Here is a 17,016-nt window from a genome sequence, read left to right as displayed (position 1 = left end):
ATTCTTTTCCTTTTTTAAAATTATCGCCAAATTATACCATAAAAAGATTTAATAAATCTTTTTTAAACGTATAATCCACCATTTACTTTTAGTATTTCACCCGTAATATACGATGAATGATCACTCAATAAAAATGCTACTGCGTCCGCAATTTCTTTAGGTTGACCAAATCTACTAAGAGGGATATTTCTCTCATATTCTGCTTTAACTTCCTCTTTTAATTCATCAGTCATATCTGTTTGAATAAAACCAGGAGTAACAGCATTATATCTAATTCCTCTAGCTGCTGCTTCTTTAGCAAATGATTTAGTCATTGCATTTAAGCCACCTTTAGAAGCAGAATAGTTTGTTTGACCTGGATTTCCCATTTCTCCAACAATTGAAGAGATATTTACAATAGAACCAAACTTCTTTTTACCCATAACTTTTAAAGCACCCTTACATCCAATAAATGCAGATGTTAAGTTAGCAGCAATTACATCATTAAAATCTTCAACTGACATTCTTAGTGCTAATTTATCTTTTGTAATACCAGCATTGTTTACTAAATAAGAAAGTTCTCCATCAGCATCAACAATAGTTTTAATAGCAGCAGTAAATTCATCTTCTTTTGTTACATCAGCTTTAACAATCGCAGCAGTTCCACCAGCTGCTTCAATCTCTTCTTTAATTTTTTCTGCAGCTTCAGCACCGCTTCTATAGTTAATCCAAACTTTTAAACCATAAGAAGCTAGAGTTTTTGCAATTTCAGCACCTATTCCTCTACTTGCACCAGTTACTAGTACATTTGATCCACTAAATTTCATTCAATTAGTCCTTAAAATAGTTTCTTTGTAGAAACCTTAGTATTTTATTTCTTTAATGAAATAACACATTAAATTCATGTTAAAGCATATATTATATCTAAAGTTTGTTAAACACCTCTTTTATTGTCCCAAACTCTAATATGCAATCTATCACAATATTTATATCCATTTTCAATAGCTAAGTTAATTACTGCTTCACTATTTTTATTTATTTGTTCCGCTGTATCACCCATTGGCATAAGGAAAACATCAACTTTTGGTATAGAAGAAAGAATATTTTGTATCTCTATATTTGCTTCTTCTTTAAAGCCTTCATCTATAACAAATTTTAAGTATGAACCCTCTGTTTCAGTTATGATTTTTGTTAGAGTATTTACATTAACTCTTTTCTTTAGTGGTTCTAAAGAGTTTGATAGTTTTACACTCATTGAAAATAGAATTTGTTTCTGATAAGTTTCTGTTAAATCAATATTTAATGACCCATTTGTTTCAATAGTTACTTTATAATTATTCTCAATATAGTGTTTTAAAAGTTTTTGAAACTCTTCATTTTTCCAATATAAAAGTGGCTCTCCCCCAGTGATAACAATATCAATTTTATAGTTTGGTTCAAGGAGTAAAACCTCTTTTATAATCTGCTGTGCATTCATTTGTTGCCACTGCTCTTTAAATGCCATATCAACTGCATAATATGAGTCACAAGAGCATTTTTTTATCCCACTAGGAGTTTCATACTCTACATTAAAACCTTCACATTTAAAGTTACATTTACCCAGTCTTATAAAAATAGAGGGAGTACCAACTAATTTTCCTTCTCCTTGAATTGTTGGCCCAAATATCTCATTTACTTCAAGCAAAGACATGGCTTTTACTTTTTGGAGTTTCTGCAAACTCTACACTTGAAACTTTTATACCAAGATTTTTCATCTTTTCACTTGCAATTTTTAAAAACCAAGCAGATAGATTTTCACTTGTAGGTACAAAATCAACTATTACATATCCTTCATACATCTCTTTAATATGAAGTGCTTCTTCTTTGATTTTATTCATATCAGGAATATAATAACCTTGTTCAAAGTAGATTAAATCTTCTTTTTTAAAATGTGGAAGTAAAGTAGGGTAAAGAGGATCATTTATATCGATAATAAATTTATGGTCTAGTACATCATCTAAAAATTGTTTGAACCAGTTTAAGTGTTTAAAATCTGTTACCATCCCATCTTTTAACTCATTTGCTTCTAAAAAGATAACAATTTGTCCTTGATGTCCATGTAAATGTCTACACTTTAAACAAGGGTCTAAAGAGTATTCACTATTTAAAGTTTGAGACCAAACTCTATGTCCATAACAAAAATCAAAAGATTTTGAAATTTTCCAAGTCAAAACTTATTCCTTATACTTTATTGGATCTGTAGCATTCGCTTTTTTGAAACCATTTAATCTTAATCTACATGAGTCACAAACTCCACAAGCTTCACTCTCTTCTTTATAGCAAGACCAAGTATGCTCCAGAGGAACATTTAATTCTAAAGATTTTTCAACAATCTCATTTTTCATTAAATGTACAAGGGGAGTTTTAATCTCTATCTTAGTTGACTCTTTTGTTCCTTGATTTATGGCATTTGTCATTTTAGAGATAAATTCATCAGTACAATCAGGATAACCTGAACTATCCTCTTCTACAACTCCAATAAATAAAGCATTTGCTTCTTCTTTTTCTGCAATTGCACTTGCAATTGAAAGAAAGATACCATTTCTAAAAGGAACATAAGTAACTGGAACACCTTCTTCTACACCATTTGTTGGTACATCAATTGATGAATCAGTTAATGCACTTGCTCCAATTTGAGTAAAAAAAGGTATATCAATTTCATATTTTTCTTTTATTTGTAGGTCAGCACAAATATCTCTAAAAGCTTGTAACTCTCTTTTTTCTGTTCTTTGACCATAATTAAAGTGAACAGCAATTATCTCATATCCTTCATTTTTTGCCATATATGAAGCTAAAGTAGAATCCATCCCTCCACTTAGAATACAAACTGCTTTTTTAATAGTTTTATTCATATGTTAAATAGTCCTTATAATCTTTTCTAAAAAATTTCCAATTAATTGGTAGAAGTTTTACATTTGAGTCTTTTTTTAATAGAGCAACATTCTCATCTAATACTATAATACAATTACTTCTACTTAATGTTGCAACCATTCCTGGTAGACGTTTATCTTCTGGAAAGAAAAACTCTCCATCAAACCAACCTGGAATTATAGTAATTCTTCCTTTTTTATTTTTTAAATCTACACCTAACTTTGCATTTATGCAATTAGGATAAAGTAGATTTGAACCTAATAGTTTTTGAATTAGAACTTTTCCAAAAAATTCAAAAATTAAAGCTGAAGCAAGAGGATTACCTGGTAAATTTAAAATATAGGTATTATTGATTTTTCCAAATATTGTTGGTTTACCTGGTTTTATCTTAATTCCTTTAAAAATCTCTTCAAAACCTAAATTTAAAAAAGCTTCATTTGTAAAATCAGCATCCCCAACAGATACTCCTCCTGAAGTGATAATTAAATCAGCATCAAGTGAGTTTTTTATTAAACTCTCTAAAGATTCAACACTATCTCTTGCTTGACCTATAAAAGTTACATCACAATTTAGTTCTTTACATCTTGTAAGAAGAGTAGGAGTATTTGAGTTATAAATTTGGTGATCTTCAATTTTTTCATAATGAAGTTTTAGCTCTTCTCCACTTGCAAAAACAATAACTTTAGGTTTTTTATAAACTTTTATATATGAGATACCCTGAGAACTAAGTAGAGTAATATTTGCAAAGTTTATTTCATCTCCTTTGCTAAGTATTTCCTCTCCACTATTTACATCTTCTCCTACAAATCTAATATGAGAAAATTTTTTTAACTCTTTATCTTCTATTTTTATTTTTTCATTACTTATTTCAATACAGTTTTCTTTTGGAACAACTAAAGTTGCATCTTGGGGTACAACAGCACCTGTCATGATTTTTACACAGTTTGCTTCTTCTAAGTTTATATCTTTATTATCTCCAGCAAATACTGTATCTATAACTTTAATCTCTTTATCTATATCTTCAAATTTTAAAGCATATCCATCCATTGCAGAATTGTTAAATCTTGGTAAGGGAAGTTTTGCATAGATTGTCTCTGCGCAAATTCTATTTGTAGACTCTTCAATTGGAATTATTTCAAAATTAGGTTCAATATTTAATTCTATGATAGTTTTTAATGCATTATTTACACTTAATGCCATGTAGTTCCTTTTTTACTAATACCTTATGACAATTAAGCTATAATACCCAAATTTTTTAAAAGTGAGTTTAACATGGATTTAATGAGTGATGCCGTAGTCACACACGTATTTGCAATATATTTCTTTTTAGCAGTTATGATTTTTAATTTATACTCTGTTTCAACTGCAAAAGAGTTTTTACCCCTTGCAAAAAGATTAAAGTTTATGACACCTTTATACCATTTAACAAATGCAATTGTAATGTATACTGGTGCAATAGTTTCTGCTTATGCTAAGCATTTCTCTTTTACTGTTGTTTTAATGATTGCTGCTGCAATTTTTTTACTTGTAATTGAGATTAAAAGATATAAAAAAATGAGAGTTATTAAAACTACTGATATCCAATTACAAGAAGAGTTTATGGTATATGCAAAAAAGATATATACAATTGAAATTTCTGTTTTAGTTGCAGTATATATTATCTCAAAGATTTTCTAAAATGCAATTTACCTATCATGAAAATGCTTCTGAACAGTTTTTAACTGTAGATAATGAGGTTTATAAATATCTTTTTAAAGCAAGAAGACAAAAATTAAATGATGAGATATATTTTAGAAACTTAAATGATAAAAATATCTATCTTTATAAAGTTATTGAAATAAATAGAAAGGATGCAAGATTAGAACTTGTATCTTTTGAAGAAAAAATAGTTGAAAATAAAAAGAGTTTACATCTAGCTTGGTGTGTAGTTGACCCTAAAACAGTTGAGAAGAGTATTGCCTCTTTAAATGAATTAGGTTTAGAAAAAATTACTTTTATTTATTGTGAATATTCTCAAAAGAATTTTAAACAAAATTTAGAAAAGTTAGAAAAAATACTTATTAACTCTTCTTCTCAATGTGGGAGAAGTTCAATTATTAAACTTGAAGTTTGCAAGAGTTTAGATGAGTTTTTATCATTAAATGATGAGGTATATTTATTAGATTTTTCAACTTTAAATGTTGAAGATAAAAAGAGTGAAATTAAAACTTTACTTCTAGGTTGTGAAGGTGGTTTTTCAAAAGATGAAAGAAAACTTTTTCAAGAAGATAAGATTGTAGGTTTTGATTCTAGTTTGATTTTAAAGAGTGAAACAGCTGCGATTAGTGCAGTTTCTAAAATTATAATTTAAGAGTAATAAAAAGATAAACAAAAGTTTATCTTTTTATTTTAATTACCAACTTCTAACAATTGAGTGACATCTAGCACATGCATTCATCATATCAGAATATGCATTAGCTGCGTCAATATATGCTTTGTTTTCTAGATTTAATTCTAAAACGTTAGCATCAAGTTTAATTCTTTCTGCTGCATTTGCTGCAATATTAACCATGTGTCTTTTGTTCTCCGGTAAGTATTGAGCAATTACTTTCTTGTCAGAAAAAAGTTCATTTCCTTTTCTAACTTTTTCAGTACCACTTTTAATTAAGTCTACATTGTTATTTAAGAAACCTTGTTGAATTTCACTCATTCCTTTTTCCATGATATTCATAGATTTTTGCATAACATCTTGTGCAGAAGAGATAGTAACAGTTAGTGCCACTGCTGCTAAAATATTTAATAATTTCATTTATAAGCCCCTATGAGTTTAATTATTAGAAAAGAAGTTCTTAATGAACTTCTCTCCATTTACTTGCTTTCCATAACCAAGCGAAAATTGCGAAAATAACTAGATAAATTAAGAATTTAGGTCCTAAAGCTTCTCTTTCAGCTTTTTTAGAATCACCAACTTCTTGCATATATTTAATTACTTGTGTTTCAGCTTCCTCAGTTAATCCAACTCTAGGCATTGCTGTACCCTCTAAATGTTTTTGAGGATCATTAACAAATGTATGTAAGTAAGACTCACCTCTTGATCTAATGTATTGTGATAAATCTGGAGGTAATTTACCCATATAAGCTTTAATGTTTTCATCTGGAGTTTTAGCTGCCATTGAACCACCTTTCATATCACCATATTTGATACCGTGACATCTTTGGCATGCGTCAACAAAAACTTCTTTGTTTGTCATCTCTTTTGGAGAAATAGATTGTAAGTATGCTACCATATCTGCAATCTCTTGTGCTTGCATCCAACCATAACCTGGCATTGGATGAACTCTACCATCTTGGAACTTGTGAGCAACTTTTGAAGCTTTTACAGGATCTTTAATGAATGCTGCTAAATAATCAGCACTATAAATTTTACCTGCAGAACTTAAATCTGGTGGAACAACACCATAAGCTGCTGCTGCACTTGCGTTATCCATTAATTGAGGGAAACCTTCTTTTTCAATAGAGTGACAAGCTGTACAGTTTGCTTGAACTAATGCTGCACCATTTTGAGCATCACCAGTTAAAGCATTAACATCTTTTACATCTTCTTGTACATCAGTGAATTTATAATCCGCTGGATCTACATGTGGATGCATTTGAGAGTGTGCGAATGGCTCAACACCCCAGTAAGTAACAAGAGTAAATGCTACTACTACTGCTAATATTTTTAATTCTCTCATTATGCACCTCTCTTTTTAGCATCTGCTTTCGTAATGAATGGTAATGCTACGAATAATAAAATAAATACTGAAGCTGAAGCAAATCCAACCCAAGCATTAATACCTGTTGGAGGTAATTTTCCATAAACAGTTAATACAATTAAGTCAACCATTAAAATCCAGAACCATACTCTAAATCCAGGTCTTTTGTGAGCTGGTAAAATTGCAGGGTCTCTATCTAACCATGGTAATACTAAGAAAATAACGTTTGCAAATCCAAATGCCATTAAACCAATATCAAATGCTTTAACTGGACCAACATCAAAGAAGAAACCTCTTAATACTTCATATGACCATAAGAAATACCACTCTGGGTAAATGTGCGCAGGAGTTACCATTGCATCAGCTGGGTCGAAGTTTACTGGGTCCATTGCAAAATTATAATGGAAGAATACTAAGTAGAAATAGAAAATTAAGAAAATACCTAAAATAGCAAAGTCTTTAGAGATAAAGATAGGCCAGAAAGGAATAACTTTAGCTTCTTTTTTATTTCCTGCTAAATATTTTTCAGCTTCTGCATCATAATCAATATCAGCACCCTCTTGGTTGTTAACGTGAGGAATTCTTAATGTATAGAAGTGTAATCCAATAATACCCATAATAACGATTGGTAATAAGAATACGTGTAACATGAAGAATCTTGTTAATGTAGCATCAGCAACGTTAAAGTCACCTCTAATCCATACCACTAATGCATCACCAATAACTGGAACACCACCAAATAAGTTTGTAATAACCATTGCAGCCCAGTAAGACATTTGTCCCCATGGTAACATATATCCAGAGAAACCAGCAGCTGAGAATGTCATGAATAATAACATACCAGAAATCCAGATCATCTCTCTACCTTGCTTATAAGAACCATAGTAGATTCCTGTAAACATGTGAATATAGATAATTAAGAATACAACCGAAGCTGCAACACCATGCATATGTCTAAATAACCAACCATAAGCAACTTCTTGCATAATTGTATAGTTTACAGAATCAAATGCTAATGCAACATCTGGTTTGTAGTACATCATTAAGAATAAACCAGAAATAACTAAGATTTTAAATGTTACTGCTAAAAGAACACCCATTGCCCATAAGAAGTTAATATCTTTTGGAATCCAATACTCAGTCATTAAAACTTTAGTTAATGCTGTAGTATTAAGTCTTTGGTCTAACCACTCACCTACAGAGTTAGCTTTTTCAAATTTTGCCATAAACTACTCCTTATGCCGTTGCCATCGCAGCAGCGATTTTTTTGTATTCAGGTCCTTCTTCACCAAGAACAAGCTGAGAACCTTGAACAGCGAATGGAGGTAAATCAAGAGGTCTTGGAGGAGGTCCAAAAGTTTGTTTACCACTTGCATCAAACTCACCACCGTGACATGCGCATTTCCATTGTGTTTTTTTCCATGCTGGAATACAACCTAAGTGAGTACAAAGACCAATAGCAACAGTGTATCTATCTTCACCGATGATTAAATCTCTATCTGATTTTTCCATATCTGCAGTTTTCTTAAGAACAAAAATTGGTTTACCTCTCCACATAACAGTGATTGGTTCACCAGCTTTAAGTCCATTAAGCTCAACATTCGTAAATCCACTAGCTAATACACTTGGTAATGGATCCCACACTTGTTTCATACCAACAAGTGAAGCAGCTCCACCAACTGCCGCAACAGCTGCAAATGTATAACCTAGAAAATCCCGTCTATTTGTTTCGTTAGACATTTAGCTTCCTTATTTTAAAATTAAATCTACACATTATATAGTTAATTTACTTAAAAAATTATGATTAAGGTCAAATAATACCGATTTATTGAGAGGTGTGTAGTTAATCTACACAGTAGTTTTATAAGATAAACTTATTAAAGACATTTTAGTCTTTAATAAATTTTATGATTTCTTCTTCAATTTTTTCTTTTTCTATGATAATATTATGCATTACTTTTGCCTCAAAAAGTGAAGATATAGATTGAGGTAATGTTGCATTAAATTTAGAAGAAATCTCTTCTAAAGCTTCTTTATCTGCATAAGTTTTATTATCTTGATTTAAAGCATTTAAAACTGTTGGAGAGAATTTTGTCCACTCCGCAGTTGAGTAGATTACTGTTTTTAAATCTTTTTCTCTTAAGTTTTCATACGCTTTTATACAAGTTGCAGTATGAGGGTCCATTAAATATCCATCATCTAAATATGATTTAATAATTTTTGCTCCATATGCATCATCAGAGTTAATTGCAGAAAACTCTTCTTGTAAAAGTTTTGTTTCATCTTCTGTTAGAGTAAAAATATTATTGTTATTTAAGTCATCAAATAACTCTTTTGTTCTTTTTGCCCCATATAATGAGAACATAACTCTTTCAATATTTGAAGATTTTAAAATATCCATTGCTGGTGATTTTGTAAGAATAAGTTCTTTATTTCTAATATCGTAAACACCAGTATTAATCCACTCAGTTAAAATATTATTTTCATTTGAAGCAACTAATAGCTTTTCAACTGGAACACCCATATGTTTTGCATAATATCCACCTAGAACGTTTCCAAAGTTACCCGAAGGAACTACTAAATAAATTTTTTCTCCAAAAGATATTTCTTCTTGCTTAAGAAGTTCTATATATGACCAGAAGTGATAAATTATTTGAAAAATAATTCTTCCAAAGTTTACAGAGTTTGCAGCACTTAACTTAATACCATCTTTTTCTAATTCATCTTTAAAAGTTTGAGAACTAAGTAGATTCTTTAATGCCGTTTGTGCATCATCAAAATTTCCTTTTATTCCAATAATTTTTTGATTTTCTCCATCTTCACATACCATTTGAAGTCTTTGAACATCAGAAGTTCCTCCATCTGGATATAAGCAAGCAATTTGAATATTCTCTTTATTTTTAAAAGTATTTAATGCAGCAGGACCAGTATCTCCTGATGTTGCAGCAAGAATTAAATACTTTTCATCTCTTTTTTTAGCAATTGAAGAAAGAATTGAACCAAAAGGTTGTAAAGCCATATCTTTAAAAGCTCTTGTTGGTCCATGATATTGTTCATGTACAAATAAATCTTCTTTTACTTTTACTACTGGACAAGGGTTTGATGCATCATCAAAATTATCGTATAGGTCAAGGGCTTTTTTGATTTCCTCTTCTTCAATATCAATTTCAAAAGCTTTTAAAATATCATATGCAAGCTCTTTATACGAAGAGTTAATGTGATTTTGTAAAAAGTTTTCTTCTAATTTTGGTAATTGTTTTGGAACATATAATCCACCAAATGATGCACTTGGATTTAAAATTGCATCTGAAAAGCTTACCTCAAGTGGTTTTACTCCATCATTTCCTCTAGTTTCTATAAACATTTTTTTATCCTTCATCATTTAATAGTTTTTCCATATCGATACCATTATTAGGATTATCTTTTCTTAAGAATTGTGTTCCAATTCCATCACTTGTAAATAATTCTAATAAAATAGAGTGTTCAACTCTTCCATCAATTATGTGTGCTTTATTAACACCATTATAAATTGCGTCTATGCATGAATCAACTTTAGGTATCATTCCTCCTGCTATTGTTCCATCTGCTTTATATCCATCAACATCTTTTTTATCTAAAGAGTTTAAAAGTTCTCCTTGTTTATCTAAAACACCAATTGTATCTGTTAAAAATAGAACTTTTTGTGCTCCAATTGCTTGAGCAATTTTACTTGCTGCAACATCAGCATTGATGTTAAATCCTGGATGATTTGGTGTTGCACTATCTGCAATAGGAGCAATTACAGGAATAAATCCCTCTTTAATAAGATTATTAATCATTGCACCATTAACTTCAGTTATAACACCTGTATATCCAAATTTACCATTATCTTTTGGAGTAGCTTTGATAATAGCTGAATCTTTCCCTGAAATACCAATTGCTTTAGCACCGTGATGATTTAATAAAGATGTGATATTTTTGTTGATTTCTCCACTTAGTACCATCTCTACAATTCTCATTGTCTCTTCAGAGGTAACTCTGTGTCCATCAACAAATTCTGAATGGATTTCAAGTTTTTCAAGTAATTCTGAAATTCTTGCTCCACCACCATGAACAATAACAGGCTTAATTCCAACAAGTGAAAGTAAAACAATATCTTCTGCAAATTTTTCTTTTAATTCAGGAGAAGTTTGTGCAGAGCCACCATATTTAATTACAATAGTTTTTCCATAGAATTTTTTAATATGAGGAATTGCATCAAGAAGGGTTTGTACTTTGTGTTGTTTTTTTTGCATAGAAGTTCCCTAAGATTATTATTTTTAAGGCAAATATTTTACCTAAAATAATCTTAAGGTATTAATTTTTAAAGAAGTGTTCTCTCAAACTTTATAACTTTGTTTCTTCCTGAATTTTTAGCTTTGTATAAGGCTAGGTCAGAGTATTTAATACACTCTTCTAAATCTTGAGCATCTTCAGGGAACATTGAAACTCCAATACTCATTGTTTTTCTAATTGTTGTTGTTCCACCTGTAGGAATATCTTTTTTAGAGAAGTTGATTCTTATTTTTTCTGCAACATCTAAAGCACCTTTTTCATCACAGTTATATAATAAGACAATAAACTCTTCTCCTCCATATCTAACAGCCATATCTGATTCTCTTATATTTTCATTTAATGTTTGTGCAACTAATTTTATTGCATTATCTCCCACATCATGTCCATATGTGTCATTTACCATCTTAAAAAAATCAATATCTAGTAAAAGTACTCCATAAGAGATTCCTGACCTTTTTGTCTGAGAAGTTATTTTAGAAACAGCATCTTCTAAATATTTTCTATTTTTTAAGCCTGTTAGTGCATCTGTTTGAGCATTATATTCAAGAATATTCATAAGCTTTTTACTTACTATTACTGTTTTAGCTGCATCAACATAATCTTGAATATAAGGAATCATTTCTCTTACTTCAATTGTTTGATTTACTGTTTCAGTATAAATTGAGATAATTAAATCAAGTTCATTTGAAATAGCATAAGGAACACAAAAATAGTTTGTTTTATCACAAGAAGGACAGGCTGGACAAATATCTTTAAATTGTGTTGAGTCAATTGTTGTATTTGTTCTATCTGCTCGACATCCTTGTTCAAAAATATTACAAATAACATTTGCTTCACTATGAACTAAGATTATCTCATTTGTAATGGTATTTATTTCGAAGAAATTAAATTTAGTGATACCAAGTTTTATTTTTAGAACTTCTGCAAGTCTATTATATACATCATCAATAGTTTCATCATATTCAATAGTTTTTCTAAATTTATAAACATCTGATAATCTATCTACTGTATTTTTTACATTGATTAAGTGGTCTTTGTCCGTAACTTTATGATTTTCAGATAAGAAGATTGATATTTTTGAGTCAATAGCCTCAAGGGTAATTTCAAGTTTTTCAAGTAAACCATTAATCCAAAGAGCAACATCTTTTGCTTCTTTTCCTTTAGGATTTTGAATTCTATATGAATAATCCCCTTGTTGTGCTTTATTCATAACTTTTTTAATTGAATCAAATAGTGAAAGAAAAGGTGAGATTATAAAGTTAAGTAAAAAGATAATAACAATCATAAGAACTAAAGCGATTAATAGAGTATCTGTAATTGTTCTCATACCAATTTGTTTTGAATCATCAATAGACATTTCAATAGAAATAGCACCTAAGGTATCACCTTCATTTGCATTTGTATGACATGACATACAATTAATTTTGCCTTTGCTTGTTGCATTATATGGAATAGTAATTCTATAAGTACTTTGAGAAAAGATTTGATCATTAACAACTCTTTTAGTTTCTCCTGTTCTTAATACTTCTTTATCAACTTCATCTCTAGCTGTTTCATTATTAAAACCTTTTCCATACATGTCAATAACTTTTTGACCTCGGCTTAACCAAATTTTATCAATATTAGGGATATCTTCTAGTTGACTTAAAAAAAGTTCTCTATCATCAATTACTCCACTTACCATTTGTGAAGTTAAGGAGTGTTCAATTGTTTTAGCAACTGCTTTTGCTTTATCATCAATAGATTGAATACCATAATTTCTAAAGTTATAAACCATATCTATAGTTATTAGAAAAAAGGTAAAAGAGATTATCGAAATTACAAGTAGTATGATTTTGTTTTTTGTTGGCATTTGGTAACTCTTCTTCGCTGATAATAATTTAAAAATACATTATAACAGTAAAAATATAAAATATCTTATATTTATTAATTAATCTAAATGATATTTTTGTATTATTCTTTTATGAAAAAATATTTAGCATTAAAAGCAAGTGCAGGAAGTGGTAAAACTTTTGCCTTAACAGTAAGATATATAACTTTATTATTAAAAGGTGCAACTCCTAAAGAGATTCTAACTTTAACTTTTACAAATAAAGCAGCAAATGAAATGAGTGAAAGAATTTATAAAACACTTCTTTCGTTGGGAGAAGATGAAGCCTATTTAAACGCTATTGCTTTAGAGTCTGAATTATCAAAAGAGCAAATTCTTTCAAAAAAATCATATTTAGTTAATCTTTTTAGTAATGCAGCTCTTTCAATTTTTACTATTGATAAATTTGTAAATAAAATATTAAGAGAGTTTAGTGGATATGCAGGAATAAATGATGACTTTGAAATTAAAGAGGATGATGTAGAAAAACTTAGTAGCAAGTTTTTAGAGTCTTTATCTTTAGAAGAGTTTGATAAGTTGATTGATTTTTCACTTTTTGAAAATAAAAAATATAACTCTATTTTTGAAGTTTTTAAAAATATGTTTGAAAAAGCAGAAACTATTGATGTTGTTAATATTGATTTATCCCTAATTGAGATACAAAAAAAAGAGGCTTTACAAGAAGCTTTAAAAATAAAAGAGTTCATCTTAAACTGCCCAAATGCTTCAAATAGTGCTATAAAAGCAGTTGATTATGAAAACTTTGAAGAGTTGATTTCTAAAAAATGGTTAGAAAAGGATAGGGCAGAAGAGTACTCATATTTTAAAAAATGTTCAAATGAACTCTTAGAAGAGTTTTTTTCTAAAACAAAAGAGGAAGTAGGAAACTATTATAAACTTAGGTCAGCTTTCTCTCTTAGTAGATTGTTTGAGTTATATAATCTTTTTAAAGAGTACAAAAGAAGATATAACAGCTCTAAAAATTATTTACACTTTGATGATATTTCAAATATTTGTTATGAGTTATTAAGTACTAAAATTGATAAAGAGTTTCTATATTTTAGATTAGATTCTAACTTCTCTCATATTTTGATAGATGAGTTTCAAGATACTTCACTTTTACAATATAAAATATTAAAACCTTTGATTGAAGAGATACTTTCAAGTTCTGAATTTAAAACTTTTTTTTATGTTGGAGATACAAAACAATCTATTTATAGATTTAGAGGTGGGAAAAGAGAACTTTTTGATTATGTATTAAAAACAAACCCCATGGTAAATGTTGAGGTTTTAAATACAAACTATAGGTCTTGTGAGCAAGTGGTAAACTATGTAAATCAGGCTTTTAATAAGTTGAACTCTTATGAATACCATGACCAAATATCTGTTCATAAAGATGGTTATGTTGAGGTTTTTGAAGATGAAGCTTTATTAAGTGAAGAGAAATATGAGAACATCGCTAAGAAAATATCTGAGCTTATGCAAAAGGGTGTAAATAGTAATGATATTGCAATTTTAACCTATACAAATGATGATGTGTTAAATCTTTATTCATATTTAAAAAAGATGTTTCCAAGTCTTAAAATTAGTACAGAGATGACTTCAAAACTTATAAATCAAGAGAATGTAAAAGCTATTATTAATGCAATTAAATATCTATATTTTCAAGAAGGTATTTATAAAGAGAATTTAAATGCAATTATAGGTAAAGCCCCTGAGAGTTCTTTTGAGTTAAATATAGATTTAAAATATAGAAGTGTACAAGAGTCAGTTTTAAAAATAGCACAATTTTTAAATGTAACAGATGATAATGTTATGAAGTTTGTAGAACTTTGTTCTTCTTATAAAAATATTGTTGATTTTGTTTATGAGATAGATGAGTTAGATGCTTCAATTGAAAACTCTGAACAAGTAGGGTTACAAATATTAACAATATTTAAATCAAAAGGTTTAGAGTTTCATACAGTTTTACTCTTAGATAGAATAAAACAAAAAGTAGCAAATAGAGATTATTTATTATTTGAATATGATAATGTTAATCTAAAAAATATCTACTATAAAATTGGTGGTTTAGATAACTATAGTATAGAGTATAAAGAGGCTTTAAAAAAAGAGAAGGCTTTAGAGTTTGAAGATGAGTTAAATATTTTATATGTAGCAATGACAAGAGCTAAAAAGAATATGATAATCTTTAAAAAGAAAGAAAAATCAGTTTTTGATTTACTTGATTTAAAAATAGCAGCTTTAGGTGAGGTTATTAAAAGTGATAATAAAACTAAAAATTATGAAAAAAGTGAAAAAGTAATATATAAAGCTTTAGATTTAGGAAAACAAGAGAAACCAATAAAAGTAGAAGAGGATAATGATAATGCATATACTCTTCATGCAAAATATTTTGGTATAGCAACTCACTTTTGCTTAGAGATGATGAATAACTTTGATGAGAAATCTTTACATTTAGCAATAAATCTTGTAAAAAATAGATATTCAAACTACTTAGATGAGAGTGATATAGCAAACATAAAAGCTAGAGTATTTCAATTAATAGCCCATGAAGAGTTTTTAGCTTTAACTTCAAATGCAAATTATAGTAAAGAGCAATCTTTAATTTATAAAGGGGAGTTAAAGATAATTGATTTATTAGTTGAAAAAGAGGGTAAATATTTTATCTTTGATTATAAAACTACAAGAGATGAACTGCAAGAGCATATAGAACAAGTAAGCCATTATGAAAAAGCTATTAAAAATATATTAGTAAATGATGAGGTTTATTCTTTTATTATATATTTAAATGAGAAGGGAGTTAAGCTCAAAAAGGTCTAAAGAAAATACCTAATTGATGCAAAACCATAAGCTCTTGTATTTGAAATTAGTTTTAAATTGTCTTCATTAACAATTCCACCTAAGGCAATTACATCTAAATCTTCATAAGATCTAATTACTTCTCTTAACTTTGTTATACCTTTTGGTTCACCCTTATTTGGTGTATCAAAGATTGGAGAGTATGTAACTGCATTAACATGCTTTTTTTGTGCATTTTCTACATCTGTAAAGCTATGACATGAGATAATAGTATAAAGGTCTAACTCTTTTGCATTTTTTATCTCATCAAACTGTTTAGATGTCAAATGAACACCATGGGCATTTAATTCACTTGCCAGTTTGTAGTTTTCATTTAATAAGATTCTTCCTATATTAAAATCTTTACAAACTCTTACAAAAACTTCTGCTAACTCTTCATAGTTTGAAGACTCTTTATCTCTAAAACAAGCCATATCAACTTTTTTTGTTTTTAAAATTTTACTTAAGTTTTTTTCAAAAAGTATTACATCATTTGAATAATACTTAGGATCAGTTATTAAATAACTAATCAAATCATCTCTCATGTTTTCCTCTTATTTAGACAAAAAAAAAGGAAGAGTCAAAAAAACTCTTCCTCTTTATATTTTTTGAAGACTTATTTAGTGATCTTCATGCTCCATCATAACTGAACCTGCGATATAAACGTAAGTTAAAATCATGAAAATGAATGCTTGTAAAACACCAAAAGCAGCTAACATAAAGAAACCAGCTAATGGAACTAACCATGGTACTAGCATTAATAATACCATTAAGAACATGTCATCCCCTCTTACAGAACCAAAAAGTCTGAATGATAATGAGATAATTCTTGAAAAGTGAGAAATAATCTCAATTGGGAACATTAATGGAGCTAAGATTGGCATAGGTCCCATAAAGTGTTTGAAATAATTTACAAAACCATTTTTCTTAATACCTACATAGTTATAGTAAATAAATACGATAAGTGCTAAAGATAAAGTAAAGTTAATATTCGCAGTTGGTGATTCAAAACCTGGAATAACACCAGTCATGTTACTTAAGAAAATTACTAAACCTAATGAACCAATTAATGGTAAATATCTTCTAGCGTTTTCTTCTCCCATTGAATCTTTTCCAATAGATACAACACCTTGGATGTACGCTTCTAAAACATTTTGTGTTCCAGTTGGAACAAGTTGCATTTTTTTAGTAGATGCTCTAGCTAGTAAAAAGATAACTCCTACTACTAGTACGAAGTGTGATAAAATGATCCACTCTTGTCCGTGACCACCGATCGAACCCAAGAATGTAAACAGTCTTCCTTCCATTTTCTTCCTTTTTTTTCATTGATGACTAAAATATAACGCACATTATATATTTTGTTTACTA

The 17,016-nt window shown here is 29.1% G+C and carries 17 protein-coding genes; 3 read left to right on the top strand and 14 right to left on the bottom strand.

Features of this window, described 5'->3' with window-relative positions:
- Positions 1-62: 62 nt before the first annotated feature.
- From fabG to ABIV_RS11250, 5 genes are all read right to left on the bottom strand, one after another.
- Positions 63-806, bottom strand: coding sequence for a 3-oxoacyl-ACP reductase FabG (fabG, locus tag ABIV_RS11270; protein WP_114839972.1), 744 nt, complete (start codon positions 804-806; stop codon positions 63-65).
- A gap of 107 nt (positions 807-913) precedes the next feature.
- Positions 914-1,669: a 7-carboxy-7-deazaguanine synthase QueE gene (locus ABIV_RS11265; RefSeq protein WP_228254300.1), complete on the bottom strand. Its 756-nt coding sequence runs from the start codon at positions 1,667-1,669 to the stop codon at positions 914-916.
- Complete coding sequence (locus ABIV_RS11260; RefSeq protein ID WP_114839971.1) at positions 1,656-2,189, bottom strand: 6-carboxytetrahydropterin synthase; 534 nt, start codon at positions 2,187-2,189, stop codon at positions 1,656-1,658. Before ABIV_RS11260 ends, ABIV_RS11265 begins: the two co-directional genes overlap by 14 nt.
- A 3-nt stretch (positions 2,190-2,192) precedes the next feature.
- Positions 2,193-2,870 (bottom strand): 7-cyano-7-deazaguanine synthase QueC, encoded by a 678-nt coding sequence (queC, locus tag ABIV_RS11255; RefSeq protein ID WP_114839970.1) that lies wholly within the window; start codon positions 2,868-2,870, stop codon positions 2,193-2,195.
- Positions 2,863-4,089 (bottom strand): molybdopterin molybdotransferase MoeA, encoded by a 1,227-nt coding sequence (locus tag ABIV_RS11250; RefSeq protein ID WP_114839969.1) that lies wholly within the window; start codon positions 4,087-4,089, stop codon positions 2,863-2,865. Before ABIV_RS11250 ends, queC begins: the two co-directional genes overlap by 8 nt.
- 72 nt (positions 4,090-4,161) lie before the next feature.
- On the opposite strand from ABIV_RS11250, the gene ABIV_RS11245 reads away from it, so the two are divergent.
- Entirely contained in the window at positions 4,162-4,566 is a 405-nt protein-coding gene (locus ABIV_RS11245) for a hypothetical protein (protein WP_114839968.1), read from the top strand.
- 1 nt (position 4,567) lies between these two features.
- Complete coding sequence (locus ABIV_RS11240; RefSeq protein WP_114839967.1) at positions 4,568-5,239, top strand: 16S rRNA (uracil(1498)-N(3))-methyltransferase; 672 nt, start codon at positions 4,568-4,570, stop codon at positions 5,237-5,239.
- Between the two features lie 42 nt (positions 5,240-5,281).
- Here the strand turns inward: ABIV_RS11240 and ABIV_RS11235 are convergent, their stop codons facing one another.
- The 7 genes from ABIV_RS11235 to ABIV_RS11205 form a co-directional block, all read right to left on the bottom strand.
- Complete coding sequence (locus tag ABIV_RS11235) at positions 5,282-5,677, bottom strand: hypothetical protein (protein WP_114839966.1); 396 nt, start codon at positions 5,675-5,677, stop codon at positions 5,282-5,284.
- A 40-nt stretch (positions 5,678-5,717) separates the two neighbouring features.
- Entirely contained in the window at positions 5,718-6,602 is an 885-nt protein-coding gene (locus ABIV_RS11230) for a c-type cytochrome (protein WP_114839965.1), read from the bottom strand.
- The gene (locus tag ABIV_RS11225) at positions 6,602-7,849 is read right to left on the bottom strand and encodes a cytochrome b (protein WP_114839964.1); all 1,248 of its coding nucleotides are present in this window, start codon (positions 7,847-7,849) and stop codon (positions 6,602-6,604) included. The genes ABIV_RS11230 and ABIV_RS11225 overlap by 1 nt, the downstream gene beginning before the upstream one ends.
- Before the next feature lie 10 nt (positions 7,850-7,859).
- Complete coding sequence (locus ABIV_RS11220; RefSeq protein ID WP_114839963.1) at positions 7,860-8,363, bottom strand: Rieske 2Fe-2S domain-containing protein; 504 nt, start codon at positions 8,361-8,363, stop codon at positions 7,860-7,862.
- Positions 8,364-8,511: 148 nt separating this feature from the next.
- Positions 8,512-9,987 (bottom strand): threonine synthase, encoded by a 1,476-nt coding sequence (thrC, locus tag ABIV_RS11215; protein ID WP_114839962.1) that lies wholly within the window; start codon positions 9,985-9,987, stop codon positions 8,512-8,514.
- A gap of 4 nt (positions 9,988-9,991) precedes the next feature.
- Positions 9,992-10,897, bottom strand: coding sequence for an acetylglutamate kinase (argB, locus tag ABIV_RS11210; RefSeq protein WP_114839961.1), 906 nt, complete (start codon positions 10,895-10,897; stop codon positions 9,992-9,994).
- A 68-nt stretch (positions 10,898-10,965) separates the two neighbouring features.
- On the bottom strand, positions 10,966-12,789 hold the full coding sequence (locus ABIV_RS11205) for a GGDEF domain-containing protein (protein ID WP_114839960.1): 1,824 nt from the start codon (positions 12,787-12,789) through the stop codon (positions 10,966-10,968).
- A gap of 111 nt (positions 12,790-12,900) precedes the next feature.
- Here ABIV_RS11205 and ABIV_RS11200 point away from each other — a divergent pair, with 111 nt between their 5' ends.
- A complete protein-coding gene (locus tag ABIV_RS11200) occupies positions 12,901-15,630 on the top strand; it encodes a RecB-like helicase (RefSeq protein ID WP_114840517.1) in 2,730 nt (909 codons plus the stop codon).
- On the opposite strand, the gene ABIV_RS11195 is transcribed toward ABIV_RS11200, so the two are convergent.
- Both ABIV_RS11195 and ABIV_RS11190 read right to left on the bottom strand, forming a co-directional pair.
- The gene (locus ABIV_RS11195) at positions 15,627-16,193 is read right to left on the bottom strand and encodes a thiamine phosphate synthase (protein WP_228254299.1); all 567 of its coding nucleotides are present in this window, start codon (positions 16,191-16,193) and stop codon (positions 15,627-15,629) included. The genes ABIV_RS11200 and ABIV_RS11195 overlap by 4 nt on opposite strands.
- Before the next feature lie 75 nt (positions 16,194-16,268).
- Positions 16,269-16,955, bottom strand: coding sequence for a F0F1 ATP synthase subunit A (locus ABIV_RS11190; RefSeq protein WP_114839959.1), 687 nt, complete (start codon positions 16,953-16,955; stop codon positions 16,269-16,271).
- Positions 16,956-17,016: the final 61 nt, after the last annotated feature.

The organism is Halarcobacter bivalviorum, from assembly GCF_003346815.1.
GTDB classification, from domain to species: Bacteria; Campylobacterota; Campylobacteria; order Campylobacterales; family Arcobacteraceae; genus Halarcobacter; species Halarcobacter bivalviorum.
This window is presented reverse-complemented; position numbering and strand designations above follow the sequence as displayed.

Excerpts from the sequence above, each read along its gene's own strand:
- ABIV_RS11235 (WP_114839966.1), bottom strand. The coding sequence starts at position 5,677 with ATGAAATTATTAAATATTTTAGCAGCAGTGGCACTAACTGTTACTATC.
- ABIV_RS11220 (WP_114839963.1), bottom strand. The coding sequence starts at position 8,363 with ATGTCTAACGAAACAAATAGACGGGATTTTCTAGGTTATACATTTGCA.
- ABIV_RS11265 (WP_228254300.1), bottom strand. The coding sequence starts at position 1,669 with ATGTCTTTGCTTGAAGTAAATGAGATATTTGGGCCAACAATTCAAGGA.
- ABIV_RS11230 (WP_114839965.1), bottom strand. The coding sequence starts at position 6,602 with ATGAGAGAATTAAAAATATTAGCAGTAGTAGTAGCATTTACTCTTGTT.
- ABIV_RS11245 (WP_114839968.1), top strand. The coding sequence starts at position 4,162 with ATGGATTTAATGAGTGATGCCGTAGTCACACACGTATTTGCAATATAT.
- thrC (WP_114839962.1), bottom strand. The coding sequence starts at position 9,987 with ATGTTTATAGAAACTAGAGGAAATGATGGAGTAAAACCACTTGAGGTA.
- ABIV_RS11240 (WP_114839967.1), top strand. The coding sequence starts at position 4,568 with ATGCAATTTACCTATCATGAAAATGCTTCTGAACAGTTTTTAACTGTA.
- ABIV_RS11250 (WP_114839969.1), bottom strand. The coding sequence starts at position 4,089 with ATGGCATTAAGTGTAAATAATGCATTAAAAACTATCATAGAATTAAAT.
- ABIV_RS11190 (WP_114839959.1), bottom strand. The coding sequence starts at position 16,955 with ATGGAAGGAAGACTGTTTACATTCTTGGGTTCGATCGGTGGTCACGGA.
- ABIV_RS11205 (WP_114839960.1), bottom strand. The coding sequence starts at position 12,789 with ATGCCAACAAAAAACAAAATCATACTACTTGTAATTTCGATAATCTCT.
- ABIV_RS11200 (WP_114840517.1), top strand. The coding sequence starts at position 12,901 with ATGAAAAAATATTTAGCATTAAAAGCAAGTGCAGGAAGTGGTAAAACT.
- ABIV_RS11195 (WP_228254299.1), bottom strand. The coding sequence starts at position 16,193 with ATGAGAGATGATTTGATTAGTTATTTAATAACTGATCCTAAGTATTAT.
- fabG (WP_114839972.1), bottom strand. The coding sequence starts at position 806 with ATGAAATTTAGTGGATCAAATGTACTAGTAACTGGTGCAAGTAGAGGA.
- ABIV_RS11225 (WP_114839964.1), bottom strand. The coding sequence starts at position 7,849 with ATGGCAAAATTTGAAAAAGCTAACTCTGTAGGTGAGTGGTTAGACCAA.
- queC (WP_114839970.1), bottom strand. The coding sequence starts at position 2,870 with ATGAATAAAACTATTAAAAAAGCAGTTTGTATTCTAAGTGGAGGGATG.
- argB (WP_114839961.1), bottom strand. The coding sequence starts at position 10,897 with ATGCAAAAAAAACAACACAAAGTACAAACCCTTCTTGATGCAATTCCT.